This is a genomic window from Rhizobium cauense (assembly GCF_019511525.1).
Lineage (GTDB): Bacteria > Pseudomonadota > Alphaproteobacteria > Rhizobiales > Rhizobiaceae > Rhizobium > Rhizobium cauense.
This window is the reverse complement of record NZ_JAEUAT010000005.1, coordinates 416,334-434,421: the sequence shown is the minus strand read 5'-3', so window position 1 is coordinate 434,421 and position 18,088 is coordinate 416,334. Positions and strand designations below refer to the sequence as shown.

Annotated in this window: 19 protein-coding genes; 12 read left to right on the top strand and 7 right to left on the bottom strand. The window is 60.8% G+C overall.

The genetic code is table 11. From position 1 onward, the window contains the following. The first annotated feature begins 74 nt into the window (after positions 1–74). From JNB88_RS12750 to JNB88_RS12740, 3 genes are all read left to right on the top strand, one after another. Entirely contained in the window at positions 75–824 is a 750-nt protein-coding gene (locus JNB88_RS12750) for an electron transfer flavoprotein subunit beta/FixA family protein (protein ID WP_220355752.1), read from the top strand. Positions 825–849: 25 nt separating this feature from the next. Next, complete coding sequence (locus JNB88_RS12745; RefSeq protein ID WP_220355751.1) at positions 850–1,788, top strand: electron transfer flavoprotein subunit alpha/FixB family protein; 939 nt, start codon at positions 850–852, stop codon at positions 1,786–1,788. A 148-nt stretch (positions 1,789–1,936) separates the two neighbouring features. Next, positions 1,937–2,818, top strand: a complete 882-nt coding sequence (locus JNB88_RS12740) for a 3-hydroxybutyryl-CoA dehydrogenase (protein WP_220355750.1) — start codon at positions 1,937–1,939, stop codon at positions 2,816–2,818. Between the two features lie 54 nt (positions 2,819–2,872). On the opposite strand, the gene JNB88_RS12735 is transcribed toward JNB88_RS12740, so the two are convergent. From JNB88_RS12735 to JNB88_RS12725, 3 genes are all read right to left on the bottom strand, one after another. Beyond that, positions 2,873–3,403 carry a hypothetical protein gene (locus JNB88_RS12735; protein WP_220355749.1) on the bottom strand — a complete coding sequence of 177 codons (531 nt, stop codon included), beginning with the start codon at positions 3,401–3,403 and terminating at the stop codon, positions 2,873–2,875. 903 nt (positions 3,404–4,306) lie between these two features. Further along, complete coding sequence (locus JNB88_RS12730) at positions 4,307–4,744, bottom strand: thermonuclease family protein (RefSeq protein ID WP_220355748.1); 438 nt, start codon at positions 4,742–4,744, stop codon at positions 4,307–4,309. A 224-nt stretch (positions 4,745–4,968) separates the two neighbouring features. Then, positions 4,969–6,048 carry an AraC family transcriptional regulator gene (locus tag JNB88_RS12725; protein ID WP_220355747.1) on the bottom strand — a complete coding sequence of 360 codons (1,080 nt, stop codon included), beginning with the start codon at positions 6,046–6,048 and terminating at the stop codon, positions 4,969–4,971. Positions 6,049–6,790: 742 nt separating this feature from the next. On the opposite strand from JNB88_RS12725, the gene cax reads away from it, so the two are divergent. Beyond that, positions 6,791–7,933 (top strand): calcium/proton exchanger, encoded by a 1,143-nt coding sequence (gene cax, locus JNB88_RS12720; RefSeq protein WP_220355746.1) that lies wholly within the window; start codon positions 6,791–6,793, stop codon positions 7,931–7,933. Between the two features lie 90 nt (positions 7,934–8,023). Next, positions 8,024–8,338: a potassium channel family protein gene (locus JNB88_RS12715; RefSeq protein ID WP_220355745.1), complete on the top strand. Its 315-nt coding sequence runs from the start codon at positions 8,024–8,026 to the stop codon at positions 8,336–8,338. Between the two features lie 21 nt (positions 8,339–8,359). On the opposite strand, the gene JNB88_RS12710 is transcribed toward JNB88_RS12715, so the two are convergent. From JNB88_RS12710 to JNB88_RS12700, 3 genes are all read right to left on the bottom strand, one after another. After that, on the bottom strand, positions 8,360–8,524 hold the full coding sequence (locus JNB88_RS12710; RefSeq protein WP_220355744.1) for a hypothetical protein: 165 nt from the start codon (positions 8,522–8,524) through the stop codon (positions 8,360–8,362). Positions 8,525–8,648: 124 nt separating this feature from the next. Then, positions 8,649–8,843, bottom strand: a complete 195-nt coding sequence (locus JNB88_RS12705) for a hypothetical protein (RefSeq protein WP_037132343.1) — start codon at positions 8,841–8,843, stop codon at positions 8,649–8,651. A gap of 146 nt (positions 8,844–8,989) precedes the next feature. Beyond that, a complete protein-coding gene (locus tag JNB88_RS12700) occupies positions 8,990–9,922 on the bottom strand; it encodes a LysR family transcriptional regulator (protein WP_220355743.1) in 933 nt (310 codons plus the stop codon). A gap of 99 nt (positions 9,923–10,021) precedes the next feature. Between JNB88_RS12700 and JNB88_RS12695 the strand changes: the two genes are divergently transcribed. Beyond that, positions 10,022–10,501 (top strand): cupin domain-containing protein, encoded by a 480-nt coding sequence (locus JNB88_RS12695; RefSeq protein WP_220355742.1) that lies wholly within the window; start codon positions 10,022–10,024, stop codon positions 10,499–10,501. A gap of 5 nt (positions 10,502–10,506) precedes the next feature. Here the strand turns inward: JNB88_RS12695 and tlpA are convergent, their stop codons facing one another. Then, positions 10,507–11,169 carry a thiol:disulfide interchange protein TlpA gene (gene tlpA, locus JNB88_RS12690; protein WP_220355741.1) on the bottom strand — a complete coding sequence of 221 codons (663 nt, stop codon included), beginning with the start codon at positions 11,167–11,169 and terminating at the stop codon, positions 10,507–10,509. Positions 11,170–11,210: 41 nt separating this feature from the next. Here tlpA and argH point away from each other — a divergent pair, with 41 nt between their 5' ends. The 6 genes from argH to JNB88_RS12660 all read left to right on the top strand — a co-directional run bounded on the left by argH (position 11,211) and on the right by JNB88_RS12660 (position 18,083). After that, positions 11,211–12,611 (top strand): argininosuccinate lyase, encoded by a 1,401-nt coding sequence (gene argH, locus JNB88_RS12685; RefSeq protein ID WP_220355740.1) that lies wholly within the window; start codon positions 11,211–11,213, stop codon positions 12,609–12,611. 79 nt (positions 12,612–12,690) lie between these two features. Beyond that, positions 12,691–12,885, top strand: coding sequence for an LPS translocon maturation chaperone LptM (gene lptM / locus JNB88_RS12680; protein WP_037132330.1), 195 nt, complete (start codon positions 12,691–12,693; stop codon positions 12,883–12,885). Positions 12,886–12,897: 12 nt separating this feature from the next. After that, a complete protein-coding gene (lysA, locus tag JNB88_RS12675; RefSeq protein ID WP_037132327.1) occupies positions 12,898–14,166 on the top strand; it encodes a diaminopimelate decarboxylase in 1,269 nt (422 codons plus the stop codon). A gap of 171 nt (positions 14,167–14,337) precedes the next feature. After that, entirely contained in the window at positions 14,338–17,010 is a 2,673-nt protein-coding gene (locus tag JNB88_RS12670) for a TIGR02302 family protein (RefSeq protein WP_220355739.1), read from the top strand. Between the two features lie 119 nt (positions 17,011–17,129). After that, the gene (locus JNB88_RS12665) at positions 17,130–17,462 is read left to right on the top strand and encodes a hypothetical protein (RefSeq protein ID WP_220355738.1); all 333 of its coding nucleotides are present in this window, start codon (positions 17,130–17,132) and stop codon (positions 17,460–17,462) included. A gap of 171 nt (positions 17,463–17,633) precedes the next feature. Continuing rightward, positions 17,634–18,083, top strand: a complete 450-nt coding sequence (locus JNB88_RS12660) for a hypothetical protein (protein ID WP_220355737.1) — start codon at positions 17,634–17,636, stop codon at positions 18,081–18,083. The last annotated feature ends 5 nt before the right edge of the window (positions 18,084–18,088 follow it).

The following is an 18,088-nucleotide window of genomic DNA, read 5'->3' as shown; positions in this document are numbered from 1 at the left end:
CATGTCGCCATTCGACAATCGGAGCAGCGCCGAAACGCGCATTTTCTTGGCGAAAGAGTTGAAGGAAGGACCCCATGAAAATTCTCGTCCCCGTTAAGCGGGTGGTTGACTACAACGTGAAGATCCGCGTCAAGCCGGATGGCACGGGCGTCGAGCTTGCGAATGTGAAGATGTCGATGAACCCGTTCGATGAGATCTCGGTCGAGGAAGCGCTGCGGCTGAAGGAAGCCGGCAAGGCCGAGGAAGTGTTGGTGGTGTCGATCGGCCCGGCCAAGGCCGAAGAAACGCTGCGCACCGCCCTCGCCATGGGTGCCGACCGCGCCATTCTCGTCGAGACCGACGATGCCGTCGAACCGCTGGCCGTCGCCAAGATCCTCAAGGGCATTGTCGACGCCGAACAGCCCGGCCTCGTCATCGTCGGCAAGCAGGCGATCGACGACGACAGCAACCAAACCGGCCAGATGCTCGCGGCCCTTCTCGGCACGGCGCAGGCGACCTTCGCCTCGAAGATCGAGATCGGTGACGGCAAGGCCCAGGTGACGCGCGAAGTCGACGGAGGCCTGCAGACGATCGAGGTCAAGCTGCCGGCGGTCGTCACCACCGACCTTCGCCTCAACGAGCCGCGCTACGCCTCGCTGCCGAACATCATGAAAGCGAAGAAGAAGCCGCTCGACAAGAAGACCCCTGGTGATTTCGGTGTCTCCACCGAACCGCGCCTGAAGGTCCTGAAGACCGAGGAGCCATCCGGCCGCAAGGCAGGCGTCAAGGTCAAGTCGGTCGCCGAGCTCGTCGAGAAGCTCAAGACCGAAGCCGGCGTGCTTTAAAGGTTCGAGAAAGGGAGATATTACCATGGCCATTCTTCTTCTGGCTGACCACGACAACAACCACCTTTCCGACCAGACCGCCAAGACGCTGACGGCGGCATCGAAGATCGGCGGCGACGTCACCGTCCTCGTCGCCGGTGCCGGCGCCAAGGCGGCGGCCGAACAGGCCGCCAAGCTCTCCGGCGTTTCCAAGGTGCTGGTGGCGGAGGACGCAAGCCTCGCCAACAATCTGGCCGAGCCGCTGGCCGCCCTGATCGTCCAGCTTTCAGGCAGCTACGACACCATCATCGCCGCAGCCACCTCGACGGGCAAGAACGTCATGCCGCGCGTCGCCGCCCTGCTCGATGTCGCACAGGTCTCGGAAATAACAGAGGTCGTCTCATCAGACACCTTCAAGCGCCCGATCTATGCCGGCAATGCCATCCAGACGGTACAGGCGACCGACGCCAAGAAGGTCATCACCGTGCGTACGGCATCGTTCTCCCAGGCCCCCTTCGGGGGGCAACCTGCTGCCGTTGAGGAGATCTCGACGGCAGCCCCTTCTTCATCGCAACTGTCGACCTTCATCAAGGACGCGCTCTCGGCCTCCGACCGTCCGGAACTGACCTCCGCCAAGGTCATCATATCAGGCGGCCGCGCGCTCGGCTCGGCGGAGAAGTTCCAGGAAGTCATCCTGCCGGTCGCCGACAAGCTCGGTGCCGCCGTCGGCGCCTCGCGTGCCGCCGTCGATGCCGGCTATGCCCCGAACGACTGGCAGGTCGGCCAGACCGGCAAGGTCGTCGCCCCTGATCTCTACATCGCCTGCGGCATTTCGGGCGCCATCCAGCACCTCGCCGGCATGAAGGATTCGAAGGTCATCGTCGCCATCAACAAGGACGAAGAGGCGCCGATCTTCCAGGTCGCCGACTACGGCCTCGTGGCGGACCTCTTCGAAGCGCTGCCGGAATTGCAGAAGGCGCTCTGATGCGTGCAGATGCCCTTATTTCGCACTTGCGAATGACTGGAAAATTATCTTTTTAAGGGCTACTACTTCTGCCGGGCGATCATTTGCCCGGCAGTTTTGTTAGAAAAATGCGGCAGCGCGGCGGCGCATGCCGAGCGGGGGTTTGGAGATGAACGCGGTGTTGAAGACGATTGGTATTATCGGCGCAGGCCAGATGGGTTGCGGCATCGCACAGGTTTCGGCGGCAGCGGGCTATAAGGTCCAGCTCTACGACCTCTCCGACGAACGCGTCCAGCACGGTCTCGCCACGATCAACGGCAACCTCGCTCGCCATGTGACGAGCGGCAAGATGACCGACGAGGAGCGCTCCGCCACGCTTTCCCTGATTTCCGGCTCCTCCGACATCAACGATCTTGCAGCTTCAGATCTCGTCATCGAAGCAGCAACCGAAGACGAGAGCGTCAAGCGCAAGATCTACGCCCAGGTCTGTCCGGTCCTGAAGCCGGAAGCGATCCTTGCCACCAACACGTCCTCGCTCTCGATTACGCGGCTCGCCTCCGCCACCGACCGCCCCGAGCATTTCATGGGCATCCACTTCATGAATCCGGTGCCTGTCATGAAGCTGGTCGAACTGGTGCGCGGCATCGCGACCGACGAAGTGACCTTCGCAACAGCCAAGGGATTCGTCGCCTCGCTGGAAAAGACCGTGACGGTCGCCGAGGATTTCCCGGCCTTCATCGTCAACCGCATCCTGCTGCCGATGATCAACGAAGCGATCTACACGCTCTATGAAGGCGTCGGCACCGTCGATGCGATCGACACGGCTATGAAGCTCGGCGCCAACCATCCGATGGGACCGCTGCAGCTCGCCGATTTCATCGGCCTCGATACCTGCCTGTCGATCATGCAGGTGCTGCATGACGGCTTGGCCGACTCCAAGTATCGGCCCTGCCCGCTGCTGGTGAAATATGTCGAGGCAGGCTGGCTCGGCCGCAAATCCGGCCGCGGCTTCTACGACTATCGCGGCGAAACCCCGGTCCCGACCCGCTAAGACTTCTCGCGGAGCCGCAAGAAGCGGTCTCCGCTGCTGCCTGTCAATCAGAGCCTATGCGCCGCGAGCATCGCGCTTCGCCTGCGAAACAGCGCTGGCCTTTCGCAAGCGACCTCGCTCCATGGGCCGGATGAGACTTTTGCGCTTTTCGCTTTCGATCGAGTGCATGCCGGCATGGGCCTGACGCGTGTTGAATGCCTCGTCCTTTTCGCTTTGCGCTTCTTTCCTTCGCGCCAACGCGGCCCGCATATTCTCGACCATCTGAACCTTGGCGAGCATCCGACGCCGACGAGCTTGCTCGGCATTCACACTCCGCACGCCCATGGCCAGAACTTCGAGCTTGGCTCTGGTGCCGGTATCCTTGCGAGCAGGCGTCGCCCCCTTGGGCTGCGCCTTTCCTCTCATTTCCCTGCGCTGTCTGTTGGCTTCCCCTTGGGCGCGATCGCGCCTTTCACGTATTCGCTTGGCGAGATCCGAGAGATCGGCATCCGATATATCCTGCATCGTCGGATGGTGGGTCTTTTGAACGAGCTGCCATTCGTCCGCCGTTAGCAAACGCTCTGCCTGCTTGCGCGAAATTGCCATCTGCGCCTCCTATGCTGTTGCACCGGTTATCTGACCTGCGTTCAATGGGGCCGGCCTAAGTCGACCCGGCGAACCAAAACTTCAAAAGCTCCGAAGACCTTGTCTCCTTGGGGCGGCAGAACTCAAACTTATCGCCAAGCGCGCGACCAGACCCCATTTGCAATCTAAGGCGCGCAAGGAGGTCGGCAATAGGCCCTGCCCAGCATTGCTTGTTGCGCAATCTCCTTCGAGGACATGCTCAGGCTGCCGACGCCGGCGACCGGCCACGGCTTCCCGTCCGCACGCATCAGCGCGCGGTGTCAAAGAGCGGTTCGGAGAGCCCACGCAAATGCGGAACCTCGCTGGTTAGTTTATGGTGGCTCCGCATTTGCGTGGCCTTCGGCGTTCTTGAGGACTTCCGGTCCTTCAGGCGATCGCCTCGTCTCGCTGCGTCAGGGCTTAATTGCCCCGACTTGCATGGCTGAACCAAACCGGATGCTGGAACATCCGGGGGAGACTTGTGACGGCAGCGGCTTTGACCCCGATGCCCGGCTTTCGCCTCCCTGCCGTTACTGCACGTTACAGCTTCAGACAGGGCGCCGGCTCCCGCCTGCCCGCGAACGTCTCGCGAAACACTCCGGCGACGGAAGCGAAAGGATTGTAGGCATGGGGCTGGGGAGAGGGGAAAATCGTCGACGAGAATTTTTCTGCGCGGCGGCAAACTCGACAGCGGCTTTGCCATTTGACGATCCAAGCCCGATGAGCGCTTTTCGCCGCCATTTCGGTCATTGGCCAACTATTCCAATGACCCCAAAAGCGGCCATCAAGCATCGAAGGGATGTTGGTGATCAGGTCCCTGCCGAACCTTTCGAGCGTCCATCATGGCACACATCGGGTAGCGCTCGGCCTGAGAATGGTCGCTTGCTAACGATCGTCCTGCGTTCGAAGCCTGCCGCGTTGACGAGCCTGAGCGCGCCATAGCTTGCGTCGGGCATCTTCCGGCTCCAAGTGCCGATACTTGCCACCAGAGAATTTGGGCCAGTCCAGAGCTAAGCCACTGCGGACTAGCTCGGCAGCCAAATCACGCCCGTCGGGCAGGAAACATTCTGCCACCATGCGGTCGTATGAAAGTTCGGGCTTGATCCGAGCCGTCACGGTCTGGCCCTTGCACAATTGAACCAAGGCCCATTTCGACCGCTGGCCCCAAGGGTGATCCAGTTCGGGTGCATCTATGCCGGCAAGCCGCAAGCGAATGTTGTTAATCACGATAGTGTCGCCATCGATGACCCAGCATCGGCCCCGCAGGATGGTTTCCATCGGGAGCGGTTGAGGCAGGTTGATCCCAATGGCGCGCCGCTCCACGTGCGTCCGAAGGAATAGCGGTTGGAGCGGTTCCGTCGCCGTACGGTGCGATTGGGGGCGGCCTCTTCCGGCAAACAGCCGCACTAGCATCCGAAACAGGCCCATTCCCAAAGCTGTACCCTCGATTTTTCATCGCAATTGCCTTGAAGATGTAGGGACTGCCGCGAGGGCATTCTTGCTCCTCGGTGCCAATCTGTTGTCGGTGAGAGCCAATCACGATCGCGCTAAATGCTGAACGTGCTTCCGTCGACCACAGCGCTCATCGCAGATACACGAGTGCGTCGGAATTCCAACGGGCTTTTCCCCGTCCACCGACGGCAAGCATGGCTGAAAGAGCTGGGTTGTTGAAAGCCGAGCCGCCACGCGATCTGCGAAGCTTGAAGATCTTCCTCGAGGTAGCGGATTGCAAGGTCACGCCGCAGTTGGTCCAAGACTTCGCTAAAGCTCAGGCCCTCGGCTGCCAACCGCCGAGCGAATGTTCGCTCGCTGAGGCCAAGCTGTTCCGCGACCGTCTTTGCCGTTGCTTCAGCATGCGGCAGGAGCGGCCCGATGATGTTTTCGACAACAGTCCGAAACGGGCTGACATTCTTTGAGCGAACCGCGACCGCCTCGTCGCACATCTTCACGATCAACTCGTTGAGGAACGGGTCACCTGCCACTAGGGGCAGTGCCATCACATTGACGTCGAACAAAATCTCATCAGCGTTCGCGTCGAACTCGACTTCGCAGCCAAACAGGCGGCGAATTTGGCTTAGATCACCGGATCTGTGATGAGTGAATTTCATCTTAATTGGTGTGAGATTTCGACCAACGAGCTTGCGGCACAAGCGCAGGACGGCAAAAGCAAGGAGCTCCATCTGATGGCGGTCCTGGTGGCGCTGCACACCGGAATAGGAGAGTTCAACGGAGATGGAGGACCTTTCCTGCAATCGCACAACGAGAGCCTCGTTGCCAAGGCGAACATATCTTGAAAGGCGTTTGAGCGCGTCGCCGAGATGGGTCGACGAGGCAGCCGCGTAGTAAAGCATACCCATTTCACGCAGCTCGCACTCGTTTGCGAGCGTTAGCCCCATCCATTCGTCCCCCGCTGCGCGCGAGGCCAAATCAAGGAAATGGACCTGTGCCTTGACGCTGATACGCCCGTATTCGGCGAGTGAGCGGGGCGAGATATCCGCCTTCAAGAGAAGAGGGGTCGGATCTATCCCCTTTCGCTCGAGATGTCTTGCCGCCAGCCGTGAAGCCAGACCGCTCGCCATTGGAAAAGAGGTCAGCCTGCGGATGATTGTCTCGACCTGTTCCATCATCGTTCCCTGCCTGTAGGAACGCAAGCTTGCACTATGAACCCCTGGCAGCTTAACGCAAGCGGTTGTCGTCGCGCGGCAAGACTACAGCCGGTCGAAAAGGTACTGAACTCCCGCAACGACGAAGTATTTCGGCGTCTATGCACGGCACTGCGACCAGAGGGAGGGGATCTGGGCGCGGTGCCGGATTTACTGAGGCTCGACAGCCACGATGAGCCGCCACCACTACTCCGATGGTCATCGTCATAGAGGGAATTCGGCGGCACCATTTTCTGGATGACCCAAGGCAAAATCGGCCCCAAGGCGGTCATTCATTCAAGTTGGCGCGAATGTCTCCTGTTGGCGGCGCATTGCGGCCGCGAGCGTCAAGGCACTGGATATGGCAGATAGCGAATGCCGACCCGAATGACGGGCATTTGGCTTCACACCACCAGACGCACTGCGATCAATCCGAAAAGCGCCACGCGTTGCCAGTCGCGCTTTTGCGTCGCGGGACGGCTCTATCCGTCCCCTTTGAGAACGCCGTTGCCCGATCCACCGTATCGACCAAGTAGGTTACTGTATCTTACGTCGACGGAGACGAGTCTCCTGATAGGCTTGAGAATGATCCCGTTCCATCTGTTGAAATCGCTCGGCTTCAATAGATCCTGTCCGGGGGACACGGCGACGAACTGCCAGTGTGGTGACCCACTTTGCGCTCGTCACTTTCGAGAGGCCAAGCAATACCCATTTGAGGAGAAAGGGCATGGGCAAATCCGAGGAAAAACCGGTCGCATCTTCGCTTTCCGTGGGAAGAGCCGTTGCGGACGAAATTCGTCGATCACCTATCCTCGCTCTCATCGTTTTCGTGCCCCTCGTCATTCTGCTTGAACGGACGTTGCCGGATGCTCACACGCTGCTGTTCCTGCTTTCGGTCGTGGCGATCGTGCCGCTCGCCGCCCTCTTGAGCCGGGCAACGGAGGCCGTTGCGGCCAAGACCGGCGACGCTGTCGGTGGATTGCTGAACGCCACCCTCGGGAACCTCACCGAACTTGTGATCTCGCTTGCGGCTCTGCGGGCCGGGCAATACATGCTGGTCAAGGCATCGCTGGCGGGCGCGATCGTGACCAACACCTTGTTCATGCTGGGAGGCGCCTTCCTCCTTGGGGGCCTCAAACATCACACCCAGGAATTCAACAGGGTCAACGCACGCTTTCAGGCCTGTCTTCTGTTCCTCGCGACCATCGCCATTCTGGTTCCTTCGCTGATCAGCGAAGTTGACCATCCCCCCGCCCTGGATGTCTCTCAAGATCTCAGCCTGGGCCTGGCAGTGCTCCTTATCGCCGTTTACGCGTTGGGCATGTTGTTTTCGTTGAGAACACACCGGGAGCTTTTCGCCAGTGTTGGCCACGCCGAAGAGGGTGAAACGCCATGGCCACTTGGGCTGAGTATCATCCTGTTGGTCCTCGTTACGCTGTTGGTTGCGTTGGTGAGCGAGATATTCGTCAGTTCGGTGCAAGTCGCTGCCGAGCATCTTGGAATGACACCTGCCTTTGTGGGGTTCATCGTTGTTGCCTTGGTCGGCGGAGCCGCGGAAATGACGACCGCCTTTTCGGCTGCCCGGGCAAATCGTCTCGATCTCAGTGTCGGGATCGCCTTGGGGAGTGCCGCCCAGATTGCCCTCTTTGTCGCGCCGGTGCTGGTGCTCGTCAGCTATTTCATCGGCCCAGAACCGATGACCCTTCAGTTCTGGCGGGGTGCTGTCACAATGATGATCGTTGCCACGATGGCGGCCACCCTTTTGTCCAACGGTGGACGTGGAGCATGGTACGTCGGGGTTATGGCCCTCGCACTTTACGGCATTTTTGCATTCACATTGTTTGTCTTGCCGCCGGCAAATCCGTCTTGATTGAGCTGTGCTGAACAGTTCAGCCGACACGTTGCTTAAACCAAAAGGGCACATGGCATGGCGAGAAGCTCCAGGGCTCAATCGAAGCGAATGAGACGACTGTTTTTCGCCGCGTTGTTCCAGCAGGCCCGCATATTGTGGCCGGTTATCTCAGGGATTCTCGTCGTCATGATTTGCTCCGGCGTGGTCATCGGCCGGATCGAAGACTGGCGCGTCGGTGAAACCCTGTATTTCACCTTCGTCACGGGACTTACGATCGGCTACGGTGACCTGACGCCGAAGCACCTCCTGGCGCGAGCACTGGCATTGGTCATCGGCCTTTCCGGCATCGTGCTGACAGGCCTGGTCGCGGCCGTCAGCGTCAAGGCGCTGGACGCGGCGGATCGTGAAAGCCGACCCGAATGACCGGCATCGCCTATTTGCCGATCAAGCCACCAGTCGTGCTGCGATCAATCCAAAGAGCGCCACGAGAACCAGACCCGTGGCCATCAGAACCTGGCTGAACTTCGGACCTCTCTGCGGCCTTCGATAGCGGCCGGCGATAATATCCCGTTCCTTTGTCAGATAATCGATTCCATGCCGGCCGAACATTCAAGTCTCCAGTAAACACTGTTGTTGGAGAGAATCTGGATGTTCCCGCGTATGAAATCGATTGGACTGCGTACCGGCGAAAATAGAAATCGCATTAAAACCGGCATCCCCTAAAGCGCTGCGATCAGTTCGCGAGCCATAGGATGCCAGCCAATCCGGCAAGGAAGGCTGCAAGAACAAGCGCGAGCCTAAGGAAGATCCAGAGATCGTCTGCGCGATCGAACGCGACCTTGTGTTGCTCGGCATTCCAGGACGATGGAGATTGAGACGCCTGCCGCGACTGCGCAGCAACATGATATGCCCACCAGCGACCGTACATTGCCTGATCCTTCCAGCAAGAACTCTTCCAAACGGCCAGATGATCGACCGCACCGGCAAGGCTACCGGTCCTGGCATATCTTTTCGATTGGATTGAGCGGGTACCAATGTAAGCTTCGCATAAAGACTGGCGCGCCAGCTTTGCTTTCAGAGGGGGAATCCCAGCTCCGAGACCGTCGCAATGATCAGTGATCGCATCCACTGATGGGCGCGATCCTCGTCGTAACGCGAATGCCAGTAGAGGTTTACGTGCGGCGCGGGGACATCGATGGGCGGCTCGAAGACCTTCAGCTCGAGTTGTGCCTTCATTGCCCGCGCAAACTGCATGGGCACTGCCGCAATATGCGATCCGGCGGCAACGGCAAGCGCCACGCCCTGAAAATGCGGAAGAGCAAGCGTCACCTCGCGACGAAGTCCGTGCGACTGGAGAGCCTCGTCCACCATGCCGGAAAGCGTCCCATCGATCGATCGTATGGCGTGCGGCAATCGGGAAAAGAGATCGAGAGGAACTTGTCCGCCGTCCGGAACCGTTGCAACCGCCTCGTTGTTTCGCGAGGCAATGATAACGAAAGGTGATTGGAAGAGCAGTGTGCTCGACACCCAGTCGGGCAGTTCGAGCGGGCGCTCGAGCGCCATGTCGACAGCATTCTCCTGCAGCAGCCTCGCAACATCACCCCTGGCGCTATCCAGCAAACGCAGCCGCACATTCGGCGCCTGCTCGTGCACCGTTCGTGCGAGTTGCGGCATCAACAGCATGGAAAAGAAATCCGCACCCAGAAGCGTGTAGGTTCGATCGAGCTCGGCAAGTTCCAGTCCCCGGACCGAGCGTATCATGCCCTCGATTTCGGCGAGCGCCACGCGTGCCCGTTCGCCGAGTTCCAGCGCCCGCGGCGTGGGCAGCATCTCGTTTCCCTGCCGCACGAAGAGGTTGTCGTTGAAGACGTGGCGAAGCCTGTTCAGCGCCGCGCTCACGGCAGGTTGGCTGAGGCCAATGCGATCGCCCGCGCGCGTGACGCTTCGCTCCCGCATCAAGGCATCGAAAACACGCACGAGGTTCAAGTCGAGGGCATTGAAATTCATGGCGTGGATTCGGTCCATACGATCATTGGATTGGATCGAAGTCAGGCTCTGAAGCTAGAAACCGCTCATCGCAAGCACTTCAAATCCTGGAAGGATGAGATGAACATGGACACCTATCCGCAGTCAAATACCGAGCTTCGCTGGTTCGGCAACACGCTCGTCGCTATCAGGCTTTCATCGGCGGCAAGCGACGACAAGATCAGCGTCATCGAACACTGGATGCCATGGGGAGAGACACCGCCTCTGCACGTTCACCACCGCGAAGACGAAGTTTTCCATGTCTTGGAAGGCGAGATGCGCTTTCAAATCGGCGACCGCAACGTCCACGCTCGCGCGGGACAGGCGCTTGTTGCGCCCAAGGGCGTGCCGCACAGCTTTCGTGTCGAAAGCGTCGCCGGTGCCCACTGCCTGACAATCACCCGCGGCGATGACTTCGAGACGATGCTGCGGCAGGCGAGCCGCGCCGCCGACAGGGCGGAACTTCCCACCGCAGCCGCGCCGTCTCCCGAGATGATCGAAGCGCTCACGCGCTGCTGCGCCGAGAACAATATCGCGATCGTCGGCCCGCCGCTTCTCTAGGCGCCTTACGAACCCACGGCGCCCTTGATCAGCGCCTTGGCGTCATCGCTATCCCAGGCGGCGGGGCCGTTCATGGCGGAGATCAAGCAGCCCTTGCCGTCGATCAGGAGCGTGACGGGCAGGCCGAAGGCGAGCCCTTCCTTCTTGAGGCTGTTGAACACCTCGATCGTGTTGTCGCGGTAGAGCTTGAGCGCATCGACACCGATCTCGCTCAGGAACGCCTTCGGCTTCTCGTCGTCGCCTGTGTCGATATTGACGGGCACGACCTGGAATTTGTCGCTGCCCATCTCCTTCTCCAGCGTGTTCAGCGCCGGCATTTCCTCGCGGCAGGGAACGCACCATGTCGCCCAGAGATTGAAGAGCACCGTCTTGCCGGAGAAATTGTCGAGCGTCACAGGCTTGCCGTCGGCATCCTTGAAGGCAACGGTGGTCAGCCTGCGATGCTCGTCAGGGGCAACCATCGCCGCCACCTGCCCCTTGAGAAGCGGCGCAATTCGCGTGGCGATCTCCTTTGTCGCCGCGCATTCGCCAGAGGCCGTTTGCGTGCCGCCATTGCCAGACCCGGCTTCCCTGATGTAAACCCCTGCCGCACCGGCGATGATGCCTGCGACGGCCGCGATCCCTATCAGCTTCAGGGATGGTAGGCGCAAGGGCCTTCTTGTCGTCATTTCATTCTCCGAGACACGCGTTCTTCAAGGCAGGCATCTTCATGGCCGACAGCACGGACACCAAATCCTCCAACCAGATGTGGGGCGGCCGTTTCGCCTCCGGTCCCGATGCGATCATGGAGGAGATAAATGCCTCGATCGGTTTCGACAAGAAGCTGTTTGCCCAGGACATCCGCGGCTCGATCGCCCATGCCACCATGCTTGCCCACCAGGGCATCATTTCGGCCGAGGATAAAGACAAGATCGTCGAAGGGCTAAACACGATCCTGTCAGAGATCGAAGCTGGTCAATTCGAGTTCTCCCGCAAGCTCGAAGACATTCACATGAATGTCGAGGCTCGCCTTGCGACGCTGATCGGTCCCGCCGCCGGCCGCCTGCACACGGCCCGCTCGCGCAACGACCAGGTCGCCCTCGACTTCCGCCTCTGGGTCAAGGAAGAACTGCAGAAGACCGAGCAGCTGCTCACCGGCCTGATTGCTGCCTTCCTCGACCGCGCCGAAGAGCATGCCGACACCGTCATGCCCGGTTTCACGCATCTGCAGACCGCGCAGCCAGTCACCTTCGGCCATCACTGCATGGCCTATGTCGAGATGTTCGGCCGCGACCGCTCGCGCGTGCGCCATGCCATCGAACATCTGGACGAAAGCCCGATCGGTGCAGCAGCCCTTGCCGGCACCGGTTATCCGATCGACCGCCACATGACAGCCCAGGCGCTCGGCTTCCGTGAACCGACCCGCAATTCGATCGACACTGTTTCGGATCGCGACTTCGCCATCGAGTTCCTGGCGATCGCAGCCATCACAGGCATGCACCTGTCGCGTCTGGCTGAGGAGATCGTCATCTGGTCGACGCCGCAGTTCGGTTTCGTCCGCCTCTCCGACGCCTTCTCCACCGGCTCCTCGATCATGCCGCAGAAGAAGAACCCGGATGCCGCGGAACTGGTACGCGCCAAGACCGGCCGCATCAACGGCTCGCTGATCGCGCTGCTGACGATCATGAAGGGCCTGCCGCTCGCCTATTCCAAGGACATGCAGGAAGACAAGGAACAGGTCTTCGACGCTGCCGAGAGTCTGGAACTGGCAATTGCCGCGATGACCGGCATGGTCCGCGACATGACTATAAACACCGCGCGCATGAAGGCCGCGGCCGGTTCGGGGTATTCAACGGCGACCGACCTTGCCGACTGGCTGGTGCGCGAAGCCGGCCTGCCGTTCCGCGACGCCCATCACGTCACCGGCCGCGCCGTGGCGCTTGCCGAGAGCAAGGGTTGCGACCTTGCCGAGCTGTCGCTTGCCGATCTGCAGGCGATCAATGCGGCAATTACAGACAAAGTGTACGACGTGTTGACCGTCGAGGCTTCGGTCGCAAGCCGCAAGAGCTTTGGCGGCACGGCACCGTCGGAAGTGCGCAAGCAGATCGCCTACTGGCGCGGCCGCAACTGACCTCAACAATCGGGGTGCACAAGGCGGAGAAACTTCGCTATGAAGGTCTCCACCAGTGCCGCTTCCCAAGAGGAATTCCATGCAGAAGAGCTTGCCGCAGATCGTCCGCCTGACGGTTGTTTTTGCCGTGATCGGCCTTGCCGTCGCCGGGTGCGGGCGCAAGGGTGATCTCGATCCGCCGAGCGCGAATGCAACGAAAACAGGCGACTCGTCGAAACCGACGCCGCAGCCGGGCAGGGCCGACAGGCCCTTCATCCTCGATCCGCTTCTTTAAGAGACAATCGACGTGAACCATTTCGAGTACCGCGACGGCATCCTCTACGCCGAGAACGTTCCCGTTCCCGAAATCGCCAAGGCTGTCGGCACACCCTTCTATTGCTATTCCACAGCGACGCTCGAGCGTCACTACCGGGTCTTCGCCCAAGCGTTCAGCGACGTCGATGCGATGGTCTGCTACGCCATGAAGGCGAATTCCAATCAGGCCGTGCTGAAGACGCTCGGCAATCTCGGTGCCGGAATCGACGTCGTTTCCGAAGGCGAACTGCGCCGCGCGCTGGCCGCCGGCATCCCGGCCAACCGCATCATGTTCTCCGGTGTCGGCAAGACGCCGCGCGAAATGGACTTCGCGCTTGAAGCGGGCATCTACTGCTTCAACGTCGAGTCCGAGCCGGAACTCGAGATCCTCAACCAGCGCGCCGTCAAGGCGGGCAAGAAGGCGCCCGTCTCCTTCCGCATCAATCCGGATGTCGACGCCCGCACGCACGCCAAGATCTCGACGGGCAAGAAGGAAAACAAGTTCGGCATTTCCTGGGAGCGCGCCCGCGCGGTCTATGCCCGCGCCGCAACCTTGCCCGGCATCGAAGCCAACGGCATCGACATGCACATCGGCAGCCAGATCACCGAGCTGCAGCCGTTCGAGGACGCCTTCAAGCTGCTGCGCGAGCTGGTCGGCACTCTGCGCGCCGACGGCCACGATATCCACCACGTGGATATCGGCGGCGGCCTCGGCATTCCCTACAAGGACGACAACAACCCGCCACCGCTGCCCGACGCCTATGCCAACATCGTCAAGAGCCAGTTGCGCGAGCTGAACTGCAAGATCGTCACCGAGCCGGGCCGGCTGATCGTCGGCAACGCTGGTATCCTGGTGACCGAGGTGATTTACGTGAAGGATGGCGGCGAGAAGACGTTCGTCATCGTCGACGGCGCGATGAACGACCTCATCCGCCCGACCCTCTACGAGGCCTATCACGAGATTCGCCCCGTCGTGATTTCGGCAGCCAACGCGCCGCGCATCAAGGCTGACGTCGTCGGTCCCGTCTGCGAAACCGGCGATTTCCTGGCTCTCGACCGCGAAATGGCGATGCCCAAGCCCGGTGACCTCTTCGCCGTTTCATCCGCGGGCGCCTATGGCGCGGTGCAGGCAGGCACCTACAACAGCCGGCTGCTCGTTCCCGAAGTGCTGGTCAAGGGCAGCGATTTCCACGTGATTCGCCCGCGCGGCACCTACGAAGAGCTGATCGGCCTCGATTCCGTGCCCGCCTGGCTGGATTGATCACGCCGTCGGCTATGGCATCACTTTTTGGCGAGGACCGTGAAAAACCGGCATTAGCAGGCGCTTGCCCTCGCCTTCGCCACAAAGAATGTTATCTTTGACCGAAAGCGAATTGCCCCGGCACTTGCCGAAAGCGCCCTTGCCATCGAACGCAAGCTCGTGGAGACCGGATTGAACAAGAGCTCCAGCAGCGAGAAACACGGTGCATTTGCCCTGAGGCCGTCCCTGGCGCGGCTGGTTGCGGCGAAGCGCCTTCTGGCGCGGCTGGTGCTGCTGTCCGAGCAGCTTTTGCCTTTGCTCCTCCCGGTGCTTTCGGTCGTGGCGCTCTATCTGGCCACGTCCTGGATCGGCGTCTTTCGCTATGCGCCCGACTGGATTCGCTTGGCGCTGCTGATCGCTTTCGGCGTTGCTTTCGTCGCCACCCTGCTTCCCCTGCGCCGGCTGCGCTGGCCCGATACGGCTGCCGCCGATCGCCTGCTGGAGCAACGAAACGGCCTAAAGCATCAGCCAGTGGCCGTTCAGGAAGACGAGCCCGCGACCAATACCCCCTTCGCGCGCGCCCTCTGGCGCGAGCACCAGACGCGTATGGCGGAGAAGATCGCGGCCCTCGATGCCGGCTTCCCGCGTCCCGACATTGCCTCGCATGACCGCATGGCGCTGCGCGCCGTTCCAGCCCTTCTCGTGGTAATGGCCTTCGCCTACTCGCTGTCGCCGGGCGGCGGCTCGATCACCGATGCACTGCAGCCACGGCCGACACCGCAAGCGACCGATCCTGCGGTTCGCATCGACGCCTGGGTTACCCCACCCTCCTATACCGGACGCGCCCCGATCTATCTGACGGCAAACGGGACCGAGCAGGCAGCGATCCGCGTGCCGGAACTTTCAAACCTCACCGTCCGCGTCAGCGGCGGCAAAACGGCTGAGAAGGTGGTTTTCCGCGGACAAAACGGCGAGGCGCAGGACATTGCGGCTCAGGAGACAGCCAAGGAGCCGACACCTGCGGTGGCAACGCAAGCCGAGGGTAGCGCTGCTGCGAATCCCGTTCCATCGGCCAGCACCCACTTGATGAAGCTTGAGGAAAACGGCGCTCTCGAAGTCAATGGCCGCACATGGAAATTCGACGTCATTCCTGACAAAGCGCCCGAGATAGCGTTCAATGGAATGCCGAAGCCGACGGTCAACGGCGCTCTCGAAATCGGCTTTACCGCAAAGGACGATTACGGCGTGCAGGAGGCGCGTGCCGAGATCGTTCCTGTCGATCCCGACCCGACCGCCACGCCGCTTTACCCTCTGCCGGACTTCCGACTGGATATTCCTCGCCGCAATTCGCGCGACGCCAAGGGCGTGACCAGCAAGAACCTCACCGAGCATCCGCTTTCGGGTAAACGGGTCCGCGTCACGCTCGTTGCCAAGGATGCCGCCGGCCAGACGGGTCGCAGCCCGCCGCACGAGATGACGCTGCCAGCCCGCCCGTTCAACGAGCCCCTCGCCGCCGCCGTGGCCGAGGAACGGCAGGTCTTCTCGCTCAATACGCGCAAGATGCCGGAAGCCATTGCGCTCAACGAAGCGCTGACACTGCGCCCTGAAGAGACCATCCCGAACCTGACAAACTATCTGCTGCTTCAATCGGCGTTGACGCGGATGAAGCTTGCCAAGGGCGAGGAGGCGCTGAAGGACACGGCAGACTACCTTTGGGATATCGCCATCGGCATGGAGGATGGCGACCTCTCGCAGGCTGAGCGCAACCTGCGCAATGCGCAGCAGAACCTGGCTGACGCCTTGCAGCGCAATGCACCAGACGCCGAGATAAAGAAGCTCATGGACGAGCTGCGTAAGGCCATGCAGGACTATATGAAGGAGCTTGCACAGCGCATGCAGAATGCGCCGATGCAGCCCAACCAGAATGCCCAGAACATCATTCGCCAGCAGGATCTTGAGCGAATGATGGACCAGATCGAAAATCTGGCGCGTTCGGGCAATCGCGACGCTGCCCAGCAGCTACTCTCCGAGCTGCAGAGGATGATGAACAACCTGCAGGCCGGCAGACCGCAACAAGGCCAGCAGGGCCAGGACAACAGCCAGATGCGCCAGCAGATGGACAAGCTCGGCCAGATCCTGCGCGACCAGCAGAGACTGATGGAAGAAACCTTCAAGCTCGACCAGCAGCTGAAGGATCGTATGCAGCGCGGCGATCCGAACATGGGCATGAACGACCCGCTTCTGGACAACATGCCGATGGACAACGACGGCATGCCGCAGGATCAGCAGCAGGGCCAGAACCAACAGGGTGAGCAGGGTCAGGACCAGCAAGGGCAATCACCTTCCGACCAGATGACGGCCGAACAGCTGCGTGAAGCATTGAAGCAGCTGCGTTCGCGGCAGGACGAACTCGGCAAGCAGCTCGGCGAGCTGCAGAAGGGCCTCGGCGACATGGGCATCAAGCCCGGCCCAGGCTTTGGCCAGGCCCAGCGCGAGATGGAAGGCGCCGGACGCGAACTCGGCGAGGGTCGCGGCGAACCGGCCATCCAAGGGCAGGGCCGTGCACTGGAAGCGCTGCGCCAAGGCGCCCGCGACATGATGAACCAGATGATGCAGGCGATGCAGGGCCAGCAGGGCCAAGGTCCTCAGGGCCAGGTCGGGCAAGGCAACCAGAACGGCCGTGACCCGCTTGGTCGGCCGCGCCGTTCCGAAGGACCCGATTTCGGCGAGCAGGTGAAGGTGCCCGACGAGATCGACGTGCAACGTGCCCGCGAAATCCTGGATGCCATCCGCGAAAAGCTCGGCAACAACCCCGCCCAGGAAATCGAACGGCGCTATCTCGAGCGACTTCTCGACATTCAGTAGCTGAGCCGTGCCGTTTCAGGTCACAATAGCGTGAGATTCCGCGCCTCCGCAGCAGAGCTACCTATGTCTACCTTGACGCGAGATTGAGCGTCGATTGAGCACGAGTTGAGGGTATTTCCATGAAAACGGAATTGAAGCTGATCGCAGCTGTCGCTCTTGGATTCGGCATGGCCGCAAGCACGGCAAGCGCATGGGATATTGGTGGCTTCTCATCGACAAACAGTGGCAGCAAGGGTCTTGCCTCTGGCCAATACGAATCGAGCCGAGACAGGAACGGATCGAACGCCTACAGGCCCGCGCCCTATAGTATGGAGACGACGGGAAGCATCTCCAATGGCTCGACCAGAGCGCGACGCCCGGTGAATTGCCCGCCTCCACCGGTACCGGGTTCACTGCAAACGCAGGGCGGAAACAGCGGCACGACTATAAATTCGGCCTGCCCCGACTATTGAGAGGGCGCGGCTAGACCTTGTTCAACATGCCGTCGTCTCCTGTCGCGGGCGATGAAGGAGTGCGCGTGCGTCCGACGCTTGGCGCCACATGTCGATTTTTGTCACCCAGACTAGCCTTGCCCGGCGAAAGCCTCGTATGTCACCTTGCGGGTGAATAACGATAGCGATTCGATGGCAATTCTCTTCAAGACGGTAATCGGTGAAAACGCGGCGTTCGAGCTGATCGAGAATGCGCTCTCCCGAACCGGCGACTATGATGGCTACCTCAATGTCGTGGCGGACGAGGGCGAGCGCACGCTTTCCTGGGCGCCGGGGATGCATGCCGAACAGTTCCAGGCCGAGATCACCGAGATCCTCCGTTCGACCTGGGACCTCTGCCGCTTCTGGGTGATCTACGAGCGGCGCGACGATCGACAGGATGCCGAAGCCAACGCCATCCGCAATGCGGCGTTCAGGCTGACGCGCGGCTATGCCGGCGTCATTGTCGTGACGCTCAGCCTACTGCACAAGCGCGACAGCCTGTCCGACATCGAACTGATATTCGTATGTTTTCAGCAGGACTTCCAGCGACGCAATTTTCGCGTACGCTATGAAGGCAAGTTCATCCCCAACGAGGGCTGAGGGAT